Below are 17,531 nucleotides of genomic sequence, written 5' to 3'. Positions count from 1 at the left end.
CAATACAGCCGTCTGTTTCTCCAATGTCATGTTGAGGAACGAAACATCTGCCCGTCATTGCGAAGAATGAAGCAATCCGCCTTAGGGTCATCGGTCGTCTGTCGTCTATGGACTATCGACGTTCGACGGTTTAACCTTTCTAATCACCAAAAGAATATCTTCCCCTTTGTCTAATACAGGAAAAATAATAGCCTGTAAAGCCTGTACCGCCGCACGTGAAGCGGTGCCAGAACCATGCCCAGTAATGCTAGAAACAGGAGCAATACAGCCTTTTAGTTCCGTCAACGCATTATTTGCAGGATGTATCAAAATCAAATCTCTATTTGGTACAGCCATCACTTGCAAATGCCATTGAAACTTGGGGCTAAAGCGCTTGGCCAGAGAGTAACTGCCTTCGGGAATACAAGAAATGCCTGTTGCATTATTACGCCAAGGAAGTTCGATGGTATAGCACAGCAGTGCGCCATCAAGAGTAATCATACCATTCGTACCATCTGCATAATAAGTTCTCAATAACTCAAGTTGCATATCAAATAATTAAATGGGTTAAAAAGCGAATATTAGCCCGTCGTTGCGAGGCACTGCCTGCCCCGATTTTCGGGGTAGCAATCTATCTTACATTCTTCAATAGTCTATCAACTGTCTTCTATTTACCATATCACATCTTTCCGCCTCCTTGCCTTCTTAATGCTTCGCTTCGGTGATCAGTGGTCTGTAGCCTATCGGTTGTGGACCGTTCATTAAACTCCATCAACCTTCACAATGCAAAGCGAATTATACGCACCATTCTTCAATTGATACATCACATTATTCACTACTTGGTAGTAATCAATACCAAATGCTAGAAAAATTGGGTGAGTACTAGCAACGGGCAGATTCGTGGTAAGTGTTAAAGGGGCAGTTGCTACATTAGTTAAAGCGAGTTCGCCAGTATTAGCAATGTCAATATCAAAATTGACGTTTTCAAAATCAATCGCTGCACTAGCCGATAATAGATTGTAATGCGTGGCACCCTCAGGAGCTGCTATCATATTAGCTGCGATATAAGAATCAATCACGATAGTCATAACACCAGTCGCCCTCACAATTGTTGCATTGTAAGGTGCAAAAAAAGACGTGTCTAGCTTACTATTAATGTTAAACTCAAAACCTTGTAACAATTCAGCCTCGCCATCTATTACATTGCGCTCACCTCTAATACTAGTAGCATCAGCTTGTATCACTTTCACCATCAATTGTGTCAGCCTGTTAGACATTTTACTATCACTTGTAGTAATACTGACGCTTCTAAAAGCAGTTCGCAAAAGCTTACCTGCTTTGCCAGCTCTACCAAATTCTGCCCCATTTTCACGAGTTCGCTGAAAATTAGGATCAGTGGCAATACGTTTGCCATCAACACCACCTCTTTCTCGTGCCAGATAACCATCAGCAGTTTTATAAAAAGTGATATCGCCTATCGTACCCTTTAACTTGATGATACCTTTTTGCTCCGCCATAAAAATTGTTTTAATAAATGAATAAATAATCTCAAATCTTGTTCCTTGCCTACCCAATGCATCGCTTCGGTAAACGGTCGTCTATGGACTATCGACAATCGACTGCCTGCCTCATTGCAATCATGCCAGTTGGTGGGGAAGCCAACTGTTGTTGCTTGGTAGTGGGTAATCCCCATCCACTACTTTGCAACACATGAATGCCATAACTGAGATAAAAATCACTAGCCACACATACAGCAATCATTTGTCTTGTCTACGTTATAGCAGAAGGTACAATATCAAATTGTAGCAAAATATAACAAGTGATGCTATAGAATACTCAGCCATTTTTATCCCTCGTTTTTCTTTGGTAATGCAATTCTAAAACAGCTTTATAATACCCTGAAAAACTGCTGCGTATTATGCGCAATACATCACATTTCCTCACAAAACGCATGGTTATTTACCCAAAAGACGTAGAAGCCTTAACAGGTCGTAGCCTAAGAACGTCTCAATTATTGTTACAACAAATCAGGCAAAAACTAGGGAAGGGCAAGAACGATTTTATAACGGTACAAGAATTTGCCCAGCAAGTGGGCTTCTCAGAAGAAGAAATTATCAAAAGACTATAGTGTTATTTCCTTGGCAAATGCGGTAGTTATCTATAGCTATAGCACAAGTACTGCCTAAGTACTGATAGTGTACTACCAGAGTACCAAATCAACACTAAATGCGCAAACTATTTGAATTTGTAAAAGCAAATTATAACCTAGGTAGTAAAAGGTAGCAAAAAACCTCAAGCGCTAAAATAAATACAGATGTACAAATTGATAACTACAGCTTAAGAAACCCCAACTAAAAAAACGCTGTCAGATTTTTCAGTAACCCAGGAAAATATCACAGCCTTAATCAAAAAATAGTTCAAAACATCAATCTAATACAAGTTACGAGTCGCACAAATTCACTAGTAAACGAACAATAAACAGACACTTAACTATAAATTTATGTGAAACACCTACTTTTGAAACGATTAAACAATCAAAATAATAATCATCAAATGGTACGTAACAATCAATTTTTACTAATCTTTTGCTTTACTGTATTTGCTGTTATAAATGCCAATGCCCAGTCAGATAATATTCAACTAGGCTCTAGGCAGTACGGTATTTTAGACAGGCTTGAAGTGAAGTTACAAACTGACTCTGTACTTAACTTCTCAGCAGTTAAACCATACAACCGCCAAACAATTACCCAACGTTTAGAATACATCAAGCAGTTATCGGATGAAGGCAAAATCAGTTTATCTAAAGTAGATAAATACAACCTTAACCTTTTACTACTAGATAATTTCGACCAACGTAGTAACCTAAAAGATACCACACTAAATTTTAAAACATTCTTTTCAGCCAAAGGCAAAACAAACCCCGGCTACTTAGGCGTAAAAAGAGAAGACTTTTCATTCTTTTTAACTCCTGTCTTTAACATACAAAACGGTAAAGACAATAACGTACAAAATAATCTTTTAAATAGTACACGTGGCTTTTATGCTCGTGGCAAGCTCACTAAAAACATTGGTTATTATACCTATTACACCTCTAATCAAGAAAGGGATCCATTATATGCACAGCAATACGAGCAAGCACATAACGCATTACCAGGTGTGGGCTTTTATCGCCTTGGCTTTAAAGCTGGTAGTCAAGATGGTGGTTATGATTATTTCGATGCGCGTGGTGGTATCAACTTTAAAATAGCAAAAGGCATACAAGGCGAATTTGCTTACGATAAAGTATTTATTGGCAATGGTGTTAGAAGCCTAATCATCAGCGACTTTAGTAATAGCTTTTTGTTCTTTAAAATAAACACACGCATTTGGAAGCTCAACTACTACAACTTATTTGCCCAGCAAATAGAAACTTATGTACCTAATGGCACTAACTTTTTAAGACCTAAAAAGTTTATGGCCATGCACTACTTAGATTTTCAAGTAACTAAAAAACTAAATGTTGGCTTCTTTGAAGACATTATGTTTGGTAGAAGTAATGGCTTTGACCTGAGCTATTTAAATCCAGTAATTTTTTATCGCTCGGCAGAGTTAGAAAATGGCAGCCCTGATAAAGTAACCCTTGGTTTAAATGTAAAATACAACGCTTTCAAAAATACACAATTGTATGGCCAATTTATTTTAAATGAATTTGTGTTTGACGAATTAACACACTACAGTAGAGGTGCCGTTGTAAACAAACAAGCTTTACAACTTGGAATGAAACACGTTGACTTATTTGGCATTAAGAACCTCGATATCCAAGGCGAGATAAATATTATCAGACCTTTTGTATATTCTCACTACGATACAACGAGTTCTTTCACACATTACAACCAACCATTGGCACACCCTGCTGGCGCCAACTTAAGAGAGTTTATAGCCATTGCAAAATATCAACCGCTACCAAAATTAACCTTACAAGGCAAACTGATTTATTACGAACAAGGCTTAGATAGTGCAGGGCAAAACTTTGGCTCAAATCCATTTAGGTTTTACAATACAGCTCCTCGTTTCTACGGCTTCTATATAGGCAGTGGTATTTTAGCAAAAACAATGTTGGTCAATTTTTCCGCGGCTTATGAAATTTTGCCAAACATTTTCTTAGATGCCAATGCAAGCATTAGAACCTTTAAACGTGCTGATGTTGCTTCTACTTTTAAAAGTAACTTCTTCACACTAGGCGTAAGAATGAATATTCAAAGGCGAACCTTCGATTTCTAAAAAGATATTGCAAGTATACCATCAAAAAGATGCTTAATGAGTCCCTATAATTTCAACGAAGCAAGACACACAATTTCGAAGTATTGCTGAAGATAGCAGAAGTATTGTCCAAGTACAGATAGTGTACTAAGAGAGTACTAACCCTCTAATAAAAAAAGCCCTTGCTAGCAATAAGCTATCAAGGGCTTTAAATAATAACCCTTTGTAAGGGCTAGGAGGCTCTAAAACCAACTACCAATAAATGATGCATTCACTTTGTTATTACCATACATTTTTCTTGCTCGTTTGATGCGTTTAGCTCTATGTCTTACCATAGTAATCAGCATCAAAGGAATAAACAAGAATGTAGCTGGTGGAATACCTAACATACTAATCCATTTACCACCATACATATTACGCATTGGTCTACGTAAGCGTTCTGCTATCAAATACATAGCAGGTACTACTACAAGCGTCATAAAAAAAGCGAATGCTAAACCAAAAATGATTGTCCAGCTTAGCGGCTTCCAGAACACTACGTTATCACCACCAAAATAAATATGTGGGTTAAACTCACTAAACAACGCTACGAAGTTGATATTGAAACCTACTGCAATTGGTATAAAGGCTAAGATGGCTGCTAAAGCGGTTAACAATACTGGAATAATACGTGTTTTACCAGCTTGTACCACAGCTTCTCTGGTTTTTAAACCACGGCTTCTTAACTCATCTGCAAACTCAATTACCAAGATACCGTTTTTAACAACAATACCTGCAAGACCTACAATACCTAAGCCAGTCATTAACACAGATACCTCAATACGGCTTACAGAGAAACCAATAAACACACCTATCACACTAAAAATAATTTCAGATAAAATGATGATAGACTTACTGATGCTATTGAATTGTAACACCAACACCAATAGAATTAATCCCAGGGCAATTAACAAGGCATTAAACAAGAATGCGCCAGTTTCTGCTTGTTGTTCACCCTCACCAGTTTGCTTAATAGTTACACCATCAGCTTTGCCTTTGTAGCTATCTAGGTAACGTTTTATTACTTGGTTTACTGCTGTAGCATTGTAACCTTGTGTAGTTAATACGTTTGAGCGTAAGCTAATAACACGCTTCTGGTTCTTACGTTTTACGCTACCTAAAGTACTTGTTGGCTCAGCAGAAACCAGCGAACTAATAGGGATATTTTTAAAGCCGCCTGTTGCAAAATCTCTGAAGTAAATCTTCATGTTTAACAACTCTACAAGGTTCTTACGCTGTACCTCATTGTTGCGCAATTGTATTTTATACTCTTCTTTACCTTCTTTAATTTTTGATAATTCTTTACCAAACAAAGCGGTACGAATAGCTAAACCAATTTGTGCTGTAGACACACCCTCTATCAAGGCTCTTTCTCTGTTTACTGTTAGAGTAATTTCAGGATTGGTTAAATCTACGTCCATCTTTAACTCTTCTACACCAGGCACTTGAATTGAGTCTAAATAGTTTTTCAAGCTCACAGATGTTTTTAATAAACCATCAAAGTCTTCACTTGAAACTTCAATATTAATTGGTGGATCTGTTGGCGGGCCAGAACTTTCTTGGTCTACTGTTATCTGTGCACCAGGTATACCTTTCATTTCAGAACGAATAGAATCTAAATAAGGTCTTGTGCTTACACCATGACGTTTCTCAAACTCTACAAACGACACCTGAATTCTACCCAGTTCACTACGCGTACTTCTATCACCACTGCTAGGGTCACTTGCACCAAGTGCCACGTTACTTATCACACTTTCTACCACAGGGTTTTTCTTACCGTTATCTACGCCTAGTACTTTGTTTACACGCTTTTCTAATACTTGTGTAACACTATCAGTAAACTTAACATCAGTACCTACAGGCAACTTTAAGTACACATACACTTGATTAGGGTCGCCTTTAGGAAAGAAGCTAATAGGTATTTTGCCTGCACCTATTAATCCAACAAAAACGAACAATGACACAAAGAATAAACCTATTACACCAAGTAATACATACACAGGCCTCCAACCTTGCAATACATAACGCAATAGGCTTTCATAGTGGTTCATAATCCAAGGCAATGCTCTATTTTGAAACGCATGAATAGCACCATCTAAAACATAACTATTGAACACCATCAAAATAGCAGATAGCATTAACAAGTTAGCAAAGAACATGTTGATAGTACCACCATCTTCTGTAATTACCATCTTATTTGGAAACAATACGGTTACATAAGCTATTAATGAACTTGCTACTAAGAATAAGAAGAATGGTTTTTTAAATACATCACTCTTAGTTTTTACGCCTTCATCTTCTGCATGGTTCATAAAATCTACCGCAAACACTGGGTTCATGATAAATGCAACTACTAATGATGCAGCCAATGTAAAGATGAGCATGGTAGGTAAATACACCATGAACTTACCAATAATACCTGGCCAAAATAATAATGGGAAGAACGGTGCTAAAGTGGTTAACGTACCTGCTAATACTGGAACGAACACTTCACCAGCTGCCATGCGTGCAGCAAAGTATGAGCTTATTTTACCCTTACCTTCTACAAATATGCGGTGCGTATTTTCTATCACCACAATGGCATCATCTACTATAATACCTAGCCCAAACAACAAGGCAAATAATACCATGAAATTGAGCGTTACGTGTGTACCTACTATTAAGTCTGCACCAGGCAAAAACAAGAAGGCAACAAACATACTTAACGGTACAGACAAGGCAACAAAGAAGGCATTGGTAACACCCATAAAGAACATCAAAATGATTAACACCAATATAAAACCAATGATGATTGAGTTAACCAAATCAGTAAATGATGTTTTGGTTTTAATACTTTGATCGCCTGTTACTACTGCGTTTAGGTCGTTTGGAAACAATACGCCTTTACCTTCTTTTACTACGTTTTTAACGCCTTCACTTGTTTCTATCAGGTTCTCACCGCTACGTTTAATGATGTTTAATGTTACCACATTTTTACCATCTAAACGAGCATAACTTTCACGCTCTTTAGTAGTGTCTATAATGGTAGCAATATCTTTTAGGTAAATAGGCGAGCCGCTTGTGTTACGCAATACTATTTTCTGAATATCAGCAGCCGTTTTTAACTGCCCTTTCAGCTGAATATTACGACGCATAGTACCTACTTCTAGCAAGCCACCAGATACGTCTAAGTTTTCACGTTGTACAGCATTACTAATATCATCAAACGTAATACCAGCGCTTTGCATACGGTAGTTGTCTACATTAATTTGAAACTCACGTTCAGGTGCACCTACAATATCTACACGATTAATTTGTGGCAAATCTTCTAGTTTGTCTTTCAAATCATCGGCATATTTTTTCAGCTTTACCAAATCATAATCACCACTTAAGTTTACGTACATAATTGGTTGATCAGATAAGTTAACCTCAAGTGCGGTAGGCTCTTGTGTTAAATCGTTTGGTAAATCTTGCTTTGCTTTATCTATCGCATCTTTCACTTTTTGTAGGGCGATATCGGTTTTTACATCGGTATCAAACTCTACAGTAATAGCGCTATAATCTTGCTGAGAAGTGCTTGTAAACTTCTTAATTTTTGCACCTGTAATACCCTTAATTTGTTTCTCAATTGGGCGTGTTACAAGGTTTTCAATATCCTTTGGTGAGTTACCTACATAAATGGTTTGCACATAAATAGTAGGAATCACAATTTCAGGAAATTGCTCTTTGGGTAACGTAACAAACTTTACAATACCAATAATGGATACAAATACCATCAATAGGTAAATGGAAGTTTTGTTTTTGATACTCCACGTGGTAGGACCAAATTCTTTGAACTTATCCTTTATGTTTTCGAGTACACTCATTTTATGTTGTTTTACCACATAGGCACTTAGGCACATAGTGGGGTGAAAGTTTTAGTTATTAAATTAAGGCAACAATGCGTACAAATCATTTACCATTGTTTTCTGCCCTTCTTTAAAAATATTCGTACAGTTAAAGTTGATAAGTATTCCTTTTGGTTTTTCTAACAACTTTAAATAAGTAAGTAGTTGTGCTTGATGAACGGGTAAAATTTTCTCAACCGCCTTTAGTTCAACTATCATTAAATCTTCTACAAGTACATCTAGCCTTAAGTTAGTATTCAGATGTTTACCTTTATAAACAATAGGCACTTCAAGTTCAGATTGATAATGCAATTGCTTGCTCTTTAATTCTTCTACAAAGCAAGAATGATAAACACTCTCTAATAATCCTGGCCCAAGTTCTTTATGAACTTCTATAGCGCAACCAATTATTAAGTAGGTTAAATCGTCTATATCTTTTCTAGTTATCATTCTATTGTGCCTATATGTCTATGTGGTTAAACACTCTACTTGGTAGTCAACAACTGACCATCATACAAACCTTGAAAGCCTTCTATAATTACATCTTCACCTATTGCAAGACCAGACAATATTTCAACTCTATCGCCATACAATTCGCCAGCTTTTACTACTTTTTTCTTAGCTACTAGTTTTGCACCTTCTTTCACAGCCACCATTACATACTTACCTTTTTCATCGTTTTGTAAAGTATTTAATGGTACTACTAAGGCTTTAGCGTTGCTATAATCTTGAATGTTAATTAAGGCCAACTGATTTGGATGAAAGTCTTTATCGGTAGGTATTTTAGCTTCTACGTAAAAGCTTCTACTACCTGCATCTATTAGTTTGCTTGCTACCGTTACATTGGCAGTAATGGTTTTATGAATGTCTGGCAAGGTTACATTTAGCTTACTACCTACACCTACTTTGTTTAAGTAGTTTTCTGGTATTTGTGCGGTAATCTTTAAGTTATCAGTGTTTACAATTCTTATTTGTGGTGTTAAGCCAGCAAGTCCTGTAAAAAACTCACCCACTCTAATATTTACTTCGTCAGCTATACCGCTTACATCAGCATAAATATTAGAAAAACCTACCTGTTCCCTACTTATTTTAATTTGCTCTTCAGTAGTTTTTACTTGCGATTCAAGAGCATCTACATTGTTCTTAGCAGTAATCAATTGTACTTCTGTCCCAATACCTTGATCCCACAAAGTTTTTTGTTTTTGGTAAAGGGTTTTTGCAAAACTCAATTGTGTTTTTTGAGTTTGTAAACCTTGCTCTGCCGCTACTAAGCTTTGCTTAGAAATAGTATTATCTAATTGTAACAATAGTTGACCTTTTTTAACCGCATCACCTTTTTTTACCAATACAGCTTTTACTTGACCACCACCATTTCTTGGAGTTACATAAGATATGTTAACGGCTTCAACCTTGCCTTGTAAGTCAATGTAGTGTGTAAATGTTTCAGCAGCAATAGGTGCAATTGATACCAATTTGGTTTGCGCTGCCTTTACCGATGCTGGATCTAGTTTAGCAATTTCTGCTTCTAATGTAGCTATGCTAGTTGTTACATCCGCTTGTTGCTTTTTAAGTTTTTCAAGCTCAGCTTTTTTCTTAGTTACGTCGCTACCACCACAAGCAGTAATAGCTACTAGTGCTGCAAATAGCATGATTTTGTTTATGTGTTGCATATAGATGTTTTTATGTTTTGGAATGATTAAATTATAATTTACCAATGGCTTTTTGATAATCAATTTTAGCAATAATGGCTTTGTACAAAGCATTAATATAATTAGTTTCTGCAGTTGTTTTATCTGTTTGTGCCGCCGTAATTTCAGTATTGCTGCCTAAGCCAGCTTGAAACTTTTTTACAGTTTGATTATATACCTCTTCAGCCAATACCATATTTTGTTTTTGGTAATCAATTGTAGCAATTGCCGACTTTAAATTGAATTGAGCAGTTGACACTTCGTTGTCAATCAAATTTTTATAGCCATCAATAGTATTATTGGTTTGAGCCAAGCTTATTTGTGCTTGTTTCACTCTTGCATCTTTGGCAAAGCCACTAAATATTGGTACAGACACATTTACACCAACAGATGATATGGTAAACCAATCGCCTTTGCCAAAAAAATCAAACTTATTACGCTGAGCATTTTTTGCATAGCTACCACTTAAAGCCACTGTAGGTAAGTAACTAAGTTTATATCTACGTACATTAAACTCATTTAACTTTTTACCAAGTTCTAGATATTGAAAATCTTTGCGGTCGCTGTATTGATAGGCGTCTGTTAAAATGCCAGATTTAATTTGGTCTTCAGTAATATTATCTGTTAAAATCAATGAGTCTTTAATAGGCACACCAATAAGTGTTTTCAACCCTAAATAACCAATGTCTATAGAGTTTTCAGTACTCTGCTTTTGCGTTCTTAAATTGGCTAACTGTACATTCAGTTTATTGATATCTAGCTTTTCAGCAACGCCAGTTTCAAACATTATTTTAGTCTCACGTAACAACTTTTCTACAAGTGCAATATTAGCATCAAAAATTGCCAATTGTGTTTTAGCTACCACTAATTGATAATAAATTTTGTAAACATTAGTCTTAATACTTTCTTCCGTTACTTCTACATTTTTTGTTTGAAAATCGATAGATGTTTTACGAGCTTGTAAGCCAATAAATACTTGACCATCAAATAATAATTGCTGTAACGATACCGCTGCAGTAGCATTAAACTTGGTACCGAATTGTGCTGCAATGCTTCCAAAGCTTGCAGGCATTGTTATCGTTTGGCCAGTATTGCCATTTCTTACCGCTTCATTTATCAATACACCATACGTGGCTGGCGAAATAAAGTCTGGTATGTTTTGTACTGCAATGTTAGGATTGTAAGTACTACTAATATTACCACTTACAGTAGGCAAAGCCGCAGCGGTAATTTCTCTGTTTACTTGCTCTTGGTTTTTTAGGTTAAGTAATGCATTTTTTACCTGCACATTGTTTTTGGTAGCAAAGTCTACCGCTTGCTGTACAGAAAATGCATACTTGTTTACCGTTGATGTTGTTTGGGCATTTGCACCAAAAAACACCAACAATACCATGCAAAACATGCTCGTTTTTAGGAATTGTTGTTTCATTGTTTGTTTATTTGTTTTCTCGTTCTTGTTTATATTTAGTTATTAGTTCCTTACCGTTAGGCATTATAGAGCCATGCAGAAAAAAGTCGTTGAGTTCTTTTTCTATGGTACTCAAGCCATATTTATGTACAAACTCTGTATCATGTAAAAGAGATATTACTTCAAGTTGTAGCCTAGCAACAATGTCTATCTTCATATCTGGCCTAAACAACCCTTCATCAATACCTCTTTGTAAGTTGTTTTTTATCATTTCAAAAACAAATTCTTTTTTGTGCTTTTCTAGTTCGCCATACACTTTTGGGTGGTAGCGGTTGATGTCATGCAAAATGGAAGGATTCATTTTGTTAAACATCTCTTGCACCACATCGCTACACAAAAATTGCTCGTGAATTGCATTATCAGATTTTTCTCTACCACCTTCACAAGCACACTTGTTAGCATTAATCATTCTGTTAAAAACCGCAGAAACTAATTCGTCTTTATCTTTATACGACTGATAGATTGTTTTTTTAGATATACCAAGATGGCCAGCTATTTCATCCATCGTGATGCTTTTAATGCCGTAACGCATGTATAGCTCGTGGGCTTTTTCTAATATTCTGTCCTTTATTTCCATTTTTGGGGTAATTAAAGTGCAAAACTATGGAAACTTTTTTCGTTGTCAAAGTTTCCGAGCAAAGATTTTTTCGTTATCAAATTGTTAAGAGAAGTTTCAGCATACATAAACCATTTGTTTATCAATTGCTTGCAAGCCTAAAAAACTTAAAAAAATTTTTAGCCTTTTGTGATTTACTTTACAGAATAAATTATTGGTTATGATGTTTGATAGAGAGAGCCGAAAAGCAGCTACTAAAAGTGTGGTTGCTCGTATATTACAATTTTTCTTTCAAGGCTTAATCGTAATTGCGCCTATCGGCATTACTATTTGGGTGGTTTTAGGCCTATTTAATACGGTAGATAATATTTTGCCCAACTTTATTCACGCCATTCTACCCAATGTAGTACCTAAAGATGCCGATGGTAATTTGCAAAAAATACCTGGCTTGGGTTTTATAGTCGTAATTTTTTTAGTGGTGGTTATTGGTTGGGTATCTTCTTTGTTTGTTGTGGGCAGATTGGTAGAAGTGCTAGACAAAGTGCTAGAAAGTACACCTGGCATTAAGTTTATCTATTCATCCGTTAAAGATTTTTTAGAAGCATTTGCTGGCAATAAAAAGAAATTTGATAGGGCTGTTTTGGTAAATGTAGATGGTGAGGATGTGTGGCGCATTGGCTTTATTACACAACAATCTGTTACCGATTTTGGGCTAGAACACCATGTAGCTGTTTATGTGCCACATTCATATGCTATTAGTGGCATCACCTATTTTGTACCTAATCATAAAATAAAATTAATTGATAAAATAAGTCCTGCTGATACCATGAAATTTGCTGTAAGTGGCGGTGTTACTGAGGTGTAAAAGTGCAACAAGTAAACTATTGCCTAATTCATAAATGTCTATTAGTGTTATAGACTAATTTAAATCGTACATAATCGTACCTTGCAGCCCTCAAAGTAAGTAGCATGAAAAAACACAACTTCAATTCTGGGCCATCTATTTTACCGCAAACTGTTTTAGAGCAAGCGTCTCAAGCCATATTAGAGTTTAACAATACTGGCTTATCCTTATTAGAAATTGGTCACCGTACCACCTACTTTATGGATGCTTTGGCTGAAGCTAGGGCGCTTGTACGTGAATTGATGGATTTAGATGATAGCTACGAAGTATTGTTTTTACATGGCGGCGCTACCACACAGTTTATGCAAGTACCTATGAACTTGCTAGATACTAACGAAACAGCAGCTTATTGCGACAATGGTATTTGGGGCAGCAAAGCTTTAAAAGAAGCTGCTTTGTTTGGCAATGTAAATGTAGTGGCAAGCTCAAAAGATAAAAACCATACGTACATCAACAAAGGTTTTGAGATTCCTGCTGATGCAAAATATTTACACATAACTACTAATAATACGGTAGAAGGTACGCAATGGCACAACATACCAGAAACCAATGTGCCTATTGTGGCAGATATGAGTAGCGATATTTTTAGCCGCCCATTCAACTATAAAAAATTCTCTTTAATTTATGCTGGCGCACAAAAAAACATGGGTGCTGCGGGTGTAAATTTAGTAGTGGTTAAAAAAGATTTGTTAGGCAAAATAACACGCCCTATACCAAACATTATGGATTATGCAAAGCACATTGCAGCAGACTCTTTAATGAACACACCACCTGTATTTGCAGTGTATGTAGCCTTGTTAACCCTACGTTGGATTAAAGCAGAAGGCGGCTTGGAAGAAATGGGCAGACGAAATTTAGAAAAATCTACCCTATTGTACAATACACTAGATAGCTTACCAATATTTACCCCAACAGTGGCTAAAGAAGATAGAAGCCAAATGAATGCGGTATTTGTATTAACCAATCCTGAACACGAAGCACCATTTCTAGAGCTTTGCAAGCAAAGAGGTATGGTAGGTGTAAAAGGTTACCGTACAGTAGGTGGTGTAAGAGTAAGCATGTACAATGCTTTGGCACTAGAAAGTGTGCAACTCTTCTGCGATTTAATGAAAGAATTTGCAGCTTCGGTTAGTTAATTTTTTATGCCTTCGGCAAATGTTTTTTGATTGTTCATTTTTTAGGTTACTCAATGTTTAAACCCAATAAAACAGTATTTATTGCTAGCTATGGTTCAATAGCTATGCTTGTATTACTTACTATTACGGCCTTTCGTATGCCAGCTTATCAGCATAAGCCTGCTGCTGTAATTGATGCACAAGACACTTTTCCTGTACCAAAGCCCAACCCAAAGCAGTTGTTTTATTTACAACGTACACCCAATACCAATACTATTGTGTACGAGTTAAATGAAGATGCTAAAGGACAAATCATTAAAGATGAACCTGTAGTGGTACATTGGCTGCGCTTTGCAGAAGATGGCGCTAAAAAAGAACTCAGCTATATACAACGTGTATTTGCTTACGGTATAAAAACCGAGAAAGTAACCGATACAAGTTTTGAGATGCACATTAACTCGTACAAAAAAAAGCCTCTGTACTTAATGCGTCACAAGGGCGACAATAAGTACCATATGTTCTCTATCATAAATGCTAAAATGGCTATGCTTAAACGGGTGTTCATTCGCATAGATCCAGGTGGTAGCTTTTGGAAACCAAATGTTATTTACATAGAAATGAAGGGCATAGATGTGGCTACAGGCAAAGAAGCCATGGAGCGTTTTAAGGTAGCTGTATAACTGGTTTTGTAACTTTAAAATGTAGCAAAATCATTTGTGCAAAAGTTTCACTTAAAAATTCAATAATTCAGTAACCTAGCACAACGGTAGATTTAATGAATATTTACAGATATTTGCCGCATGTCAGATATTAAACCTTTTAAAGCGTTGCGCCCGCAACCACAGTTTGCCAAGCAAGTTGCAAGCCGCCCTTACGATGTATTAAATAGTGCCGAAGCCAAAGTAGAAGTGCAAGGCAATCCGTACAGTTTTTTAAATATTACTAAAAGTGAAATCAGCTTACCAGATGGTATTGATATTCACAGCCAGCAAGTGTACGATAAGGCTAAAGAAAATTTAACAGCCTTTATACAACGTGATACGTTGTTTAGAGAAGATAAAGAGTGCTATTACATTTATCAGCTAATAATGAATGGCCGTAGCCAAACAGGTTTGGTATGCGTAAGTAGTGTTGATGATTACGAGAAAGACATCATTAAAAAACACGAATTTACAAGACCAGAAAAAGAACAAGACCGCATTAACCACATTAAAACCACAGGCGCACAAACAGGTAATGTGTTTTTGGCCTACAGAAATAATGCAGATGTAGATGTATTGATAGATAACTGGAAAGCTACCAAAAGTCCACAATACGATTTTGTAGCTGATGATAATATTCAACACACTATTTGGATTGTGAGCGACAGTGAGGCTTGCAAAACCATTACCGATTTATTTGCGGCGCAAGTACCTTGTACGTACATTGCTGATGGTCACCACAGAGCAGCTTCTGCAGCTAAAGTGCGCAAAGCATTAGGCGAAGCCGCTACACCAGAAAGTGATTATTTTTTAACCACGTTATTTCCTTCCAATCAGTTGTACATCATGGATTACAATCGTATGGCTAAAGATTTAAACGGCCTTTCTGAAGTTGAATTTATTGCGGCTGTAGAACGAAGTTTTACAGTAACCAAACTAGCCAAAGACGCTTTTAAACCCGCAGCTTTGCATGAGTTTGGTATGTATCTTGGCGGTACTTGGTACAAATTGGTAGCTAAAGAAGGTACTTACACTACTGACCCAATTGGCATACTTGATGTAACCATTTTACAAGATAATTTGCTAAGCAAAATATTAAACATCAACGACCCTCGTACCGATACACGCATTGATTTTGTAGGCGGTATTCGTGGCTTACAAGAGCTTGAAAGACGTGTAGACAATGGCGATATGGCCGTAGCATTTAGCTTATATGCTGTAACTATCGAGCAATTGTTTGATATTGCAGACAGTGGCAACGTAATGCCACCAAAAAGCACTTGGTTTGAACCTAAATTAAGAGATGGTTTGTTAACGCATCTTATTTACTAATTTTTTAAAACCCGTCAGGTTTTCCAAAACCTGACGGGTTTACATTAAAACGCCCTTATGAAGTATTTTGTCATTATTGCATTGGTTATTGGTAGCTTGTCTCATGCTGCGGCGCAACAGCCCACAACAAAAGACTTGTATCAAACTGCTAAAAATTTTATGCAGCAAGGCGATTATGACAATGCTACTTTGGTGTTTAACAATGTACTAAAACAAGAGCCAGATAATGTAGATGTACTGAAAGATTTTGCTTACCTCAATTGCCTTAAAAGAGAATATCCAAAAGCCATTAGCATTGGTAAATACTTAACCGAAAAGTCCGATGCAGATGTACAATCTTTTCAAGTGCTTGGTATTGCTTACAAAGGCAGTAAAGATTATGCAAGCTGCTCTAAACTGTACCAAACGGCTTTAGCTAAGTTTCCTAATAGTGGTGTTTTGTACAACGAATATGGCGAATTGCTTGCGCTTGATGGCAACTTGCCTATAGCCATACAAGCTTGGGAAACAGGCATTGCCAAAGACCCAAACTATGCCAATAATTACTACAATGCCATCATGTATTTTGGCCGATTTGACAAAAACTTACTGTGGCAATTATTATACGGCGAAATATTTATTAATCTAGAAAGCTTTACACAACGCACCGCAGAAATTAAAAGCTTATTGCTTGATGGCTACAAAAAACTGTACACAGAATACGATGTAGAAACGTTAAGTACAGATTTGAAGCTCACAGCTTTTGAGCGTAGCATTTACGAAAACTTAGCAAAAACCAAAGCCATTACTAGCACAGGCGTTACACCAGAAAATATTACAGCCATTAGAACGCGTTTTGTACTAGATTGGTTTTACAACAAAGCCGATGAAAGACAACCCTATCAACTGTTTAACCATCACCAATATTTAATACGCGAAGGCATGTTTGATGCCTATAATCAGTGGCTATTTGGTGCTGCCGCAAGCCCATCTGCTTACCAAATATGGTTAAACACACACGACAAAGAAGCCGCCGTTTTTAAGCAATACCAGCAGAATAAAGTGTTTAAATTACGGTAAAGACGCATTGCAATGCGTCTTTGTCTTTGTTTTTGTTCGCATCGCAATGCGTCTACAAACAGCAATGTATTTACAAATAGCCCAACCACTTATTTTAGGTAAATAAATAATGTAACCAGCAGTAGTACTACTATTTAGCTTCTGTTGTGTCACTCACTGCAACGTTCTTATCGCTATGCAGCATGGTTACGCACCCTACCAAGTAGAAAAATTATATGTGAGATTTATAAAACTGCCCCGCTAAGCATTTTTTAAATTAAAATGGCTTTAAAAAATACCCCGTGATACACTTTTGTATCTAAAATGCCTTACGGGACTGCCCCGTGATAGACTTCTGCATCCAAAATGTGTTAAGAGAAAGCCCCGCAATACACTTTTACACCTAAAGTATCTTTTGGGAATACTAAAGCGTATGTTTCAATATAAAACAACTATTGATTGTTCGATATTATTTGGCAATATCTAACTGATGTGCTATTTAGATTCGCTTACCTATCGTTTTGTTCAACAGGGCAAACGCATCTAAATTTCTTTAAAGAGTATATTTTCTAAGAACTTATCGTTTAATATACACATCATCCTTTT

The 17,531-nt window shown here is 36.6% G+C and carries 14 protein-coding genes; 7 read left to right on the top strand and 7 right to left on the bottom strand.

Going from position 1 to position 17,531, the window contains the following annotated elements; all coding sequences use genetic code 11:
* Positions 1–105: 105 nt before the first annotated feature.
* Together ACT9TX_RS17470 and ACT9TX_RS17465 are read right to left on the bottom strand one after the other, a co-directional pair.
* Positions 106–528, bottom strand: coding sequence for a DUF5675 family protein (locus tag ACT9TX_RS17470; protein WP_481340216.1), 423 nt, complete (start codon positions 526–528; stop codon positions 106–108).
* A gap of 212 nt (positions 529–740) precedes the next feature.
* Entirely contained in the window at positions 741–1,496 is a 756-nt protein-coding gene (locus ACT9TX_RS17465) for a hypothetical protein (RefSeq protein ID WP_481340214.1), read from the bottom strand.
* A gap of 401 nt (positions 1,497–1,897) precedes the next feature.
* On the opposite strand from ACT9TX_RS17465, the gene ACT9TX_RS17460 reads away from it, so the two are divergent.
* A complete protein-coding gene (locus tag ACT9TX_RS17460; RefSeq protein WP_481340213.1) occupies positions 1,898–2,107 on the top strand; it encodes a hypothetical protein in 210 nt (69 codons plus the stop codon).
* Between the two features lie 374 nt (positions 2,108–2,481).
* On the top strand, positions 2,482–4,239 hold the full coding sequence (locus ACT9TX_RS17455; protein WP_481340212.1) for a hypothetical protein: 1,758 nt from the start codon (positions 2,482–2,484) through the stop codon (positions 4,237–4,239).
* Between the two features lie 221 nt (positions 4,240–4,460).
* On the opposite strand, the gene ACT9TX_RS17450 is transcribed toward ACT9TX_RS17455, so the two are convergent.
* The 5 genes from ACT9TX_RS17450 to ACT9TX_RS17430 form a co-directional block, all read right to left on the bottom strand.
* Positions 4,461–8,102, bottom strand: a complete 3,642-nt coding sequence (locus ACT9TX_RS17450) for an efflux RND transporter permease subunit (protein ID WP_481340210.1) — start codon at positions 8,100–8,102, stop codon at positions 4,461–4,463.
* Between the two features lie 63 nt (positions 8,103–8,165).
* On the bottom strand, positions 8,166–8,573 hold the full coding sequence (locus ACT9TX_RS17445) for a GxxExxY protein (protein WP_481340209.1): 408 nt from the start codon (positions 8,571–8,573) through the stop codon (positions 8,166–8,168).
* Between the two features lie 35 nt (positions 8,574–8,608).
* Positions 8,609–9,793 carry an efflux RND transporter periplasmic adaptor subunit gene (locus ACT9TX_RS17440; protein ID WP_481340207.1) on the bottom strand — a complete coding sequence of 395 codons (1,185 nt, stop codon included), beginning with the start codon at positions 9,791–9,793 and terminating at the stop codon, positions 8,609–8,611.
* A 31-nt stretch (positions 9,794–9,824) separates the two neighbouring features.
* Positions 9,825–11,240, bottom strand: a complete 1,416-nt coding sequence (locus ACT9TX_RS17435; RefSeq protein WP_481340205.1) for a TolC family protein — start codon at positions 11,238–11,240, stop codon at positions 9,825–9,827.
* Between the two features lie 7 nt (positions 11,241–11,247).
* Positions 11,248–11,856, bottom strand: a complete 609-nt coding sequence (locus ACT9TX_RS17430; protein WP_481340204.1) for a TetR/AcrR family transcriptional regulator — start codon at positions 11,854–11,856, stop codon at positions 11,248–11,250.
* Between the two features lie 199 nt (positions 11,857–12,055).
* Between ACT9TX_RS17430 and ACT9TX_RS17425 the strand changes: the two genes are divergently transcribed.
* The 5 genes from ACT9TX_RS17425 to ACT9TX_RS17405 all read left to right on the top strand — a co-directional run bounded on the left by ACT9TX_RS17425 (position 12,056) and on the right by ACT9TX_RS17405 (position 16,946).
* Complete coding sequence (locus ACT9TX_RS17425) at positions 12,056–12,700, top strand: DUF502 domain-containing protein (protein ID WP_481340202.1); 645 nt, start codon at positions 12,056–12,058, stop codon at positions 12,698–12,700.
* A 104-nt stretch (positions 12,701–12,804) separates the two neighbouring features.
* Complete coding sequence (gene serC, locus ACT9TX_RS17420) at positions 12,805–13,875, top strand: 3-phosphoserine/phosphohydroxythreonine transaminase (RefSeq protein WP_481340201.1); 1,071 nt, start codon at positions 12,805–12,807, stop codon at positions 13,873–13,875.
* Positions 13,876–13,928: 53 nt separating this feature from the next.
* A complete protein-coding gene (locus ACT9TX_RS17415; protein WP_481340199.1) occupies positions 13,929–14,534 on the top strand; it encodes a DUF4833 domain-containing protein in 606 nt (201 codons plus the stop codon).
* A 120-nt stretch (positions 14,535–14,654) separates the two neighbouring features.
* The gene (locus ACT9TX_RS17410; RefSeq protein ID WP_481340198.1) at positions 14,655–15,887 is read left to right on the top strand and encodes a DUF1015 domain-containing protein; all 1,233 of its coding nucleotides are present in this window, start codon (positions 14,655–14,657) and stop codon (positions 15,885–15,887) included.
* 57 nt (positions 15,888–15,944) lie between these two features.
* Positions 15,945–16,946, top strand: a complete 1,002-nt coding sequence (locus ACT9TX_RS17405; RefSeq protein WP_481340197.1) for a tetratricopeptide repeat protein — start codon at positions 15,945–15,947, stop codon at positions 16,944–16,946.
* The last annotated feature ends 585 nt before the right edge of the window (positions 16,947–17,531 follow it).

It is taken from the genome of Parasediminibacterium sp. HNIBRBA5674 (genome assembly GCF_056745525.1).
The sequence above is the reverse complement of the archived record's forward strand: the minus strand, read 5'-3'. Positions and strand labels throughout refer to the sequence as shown.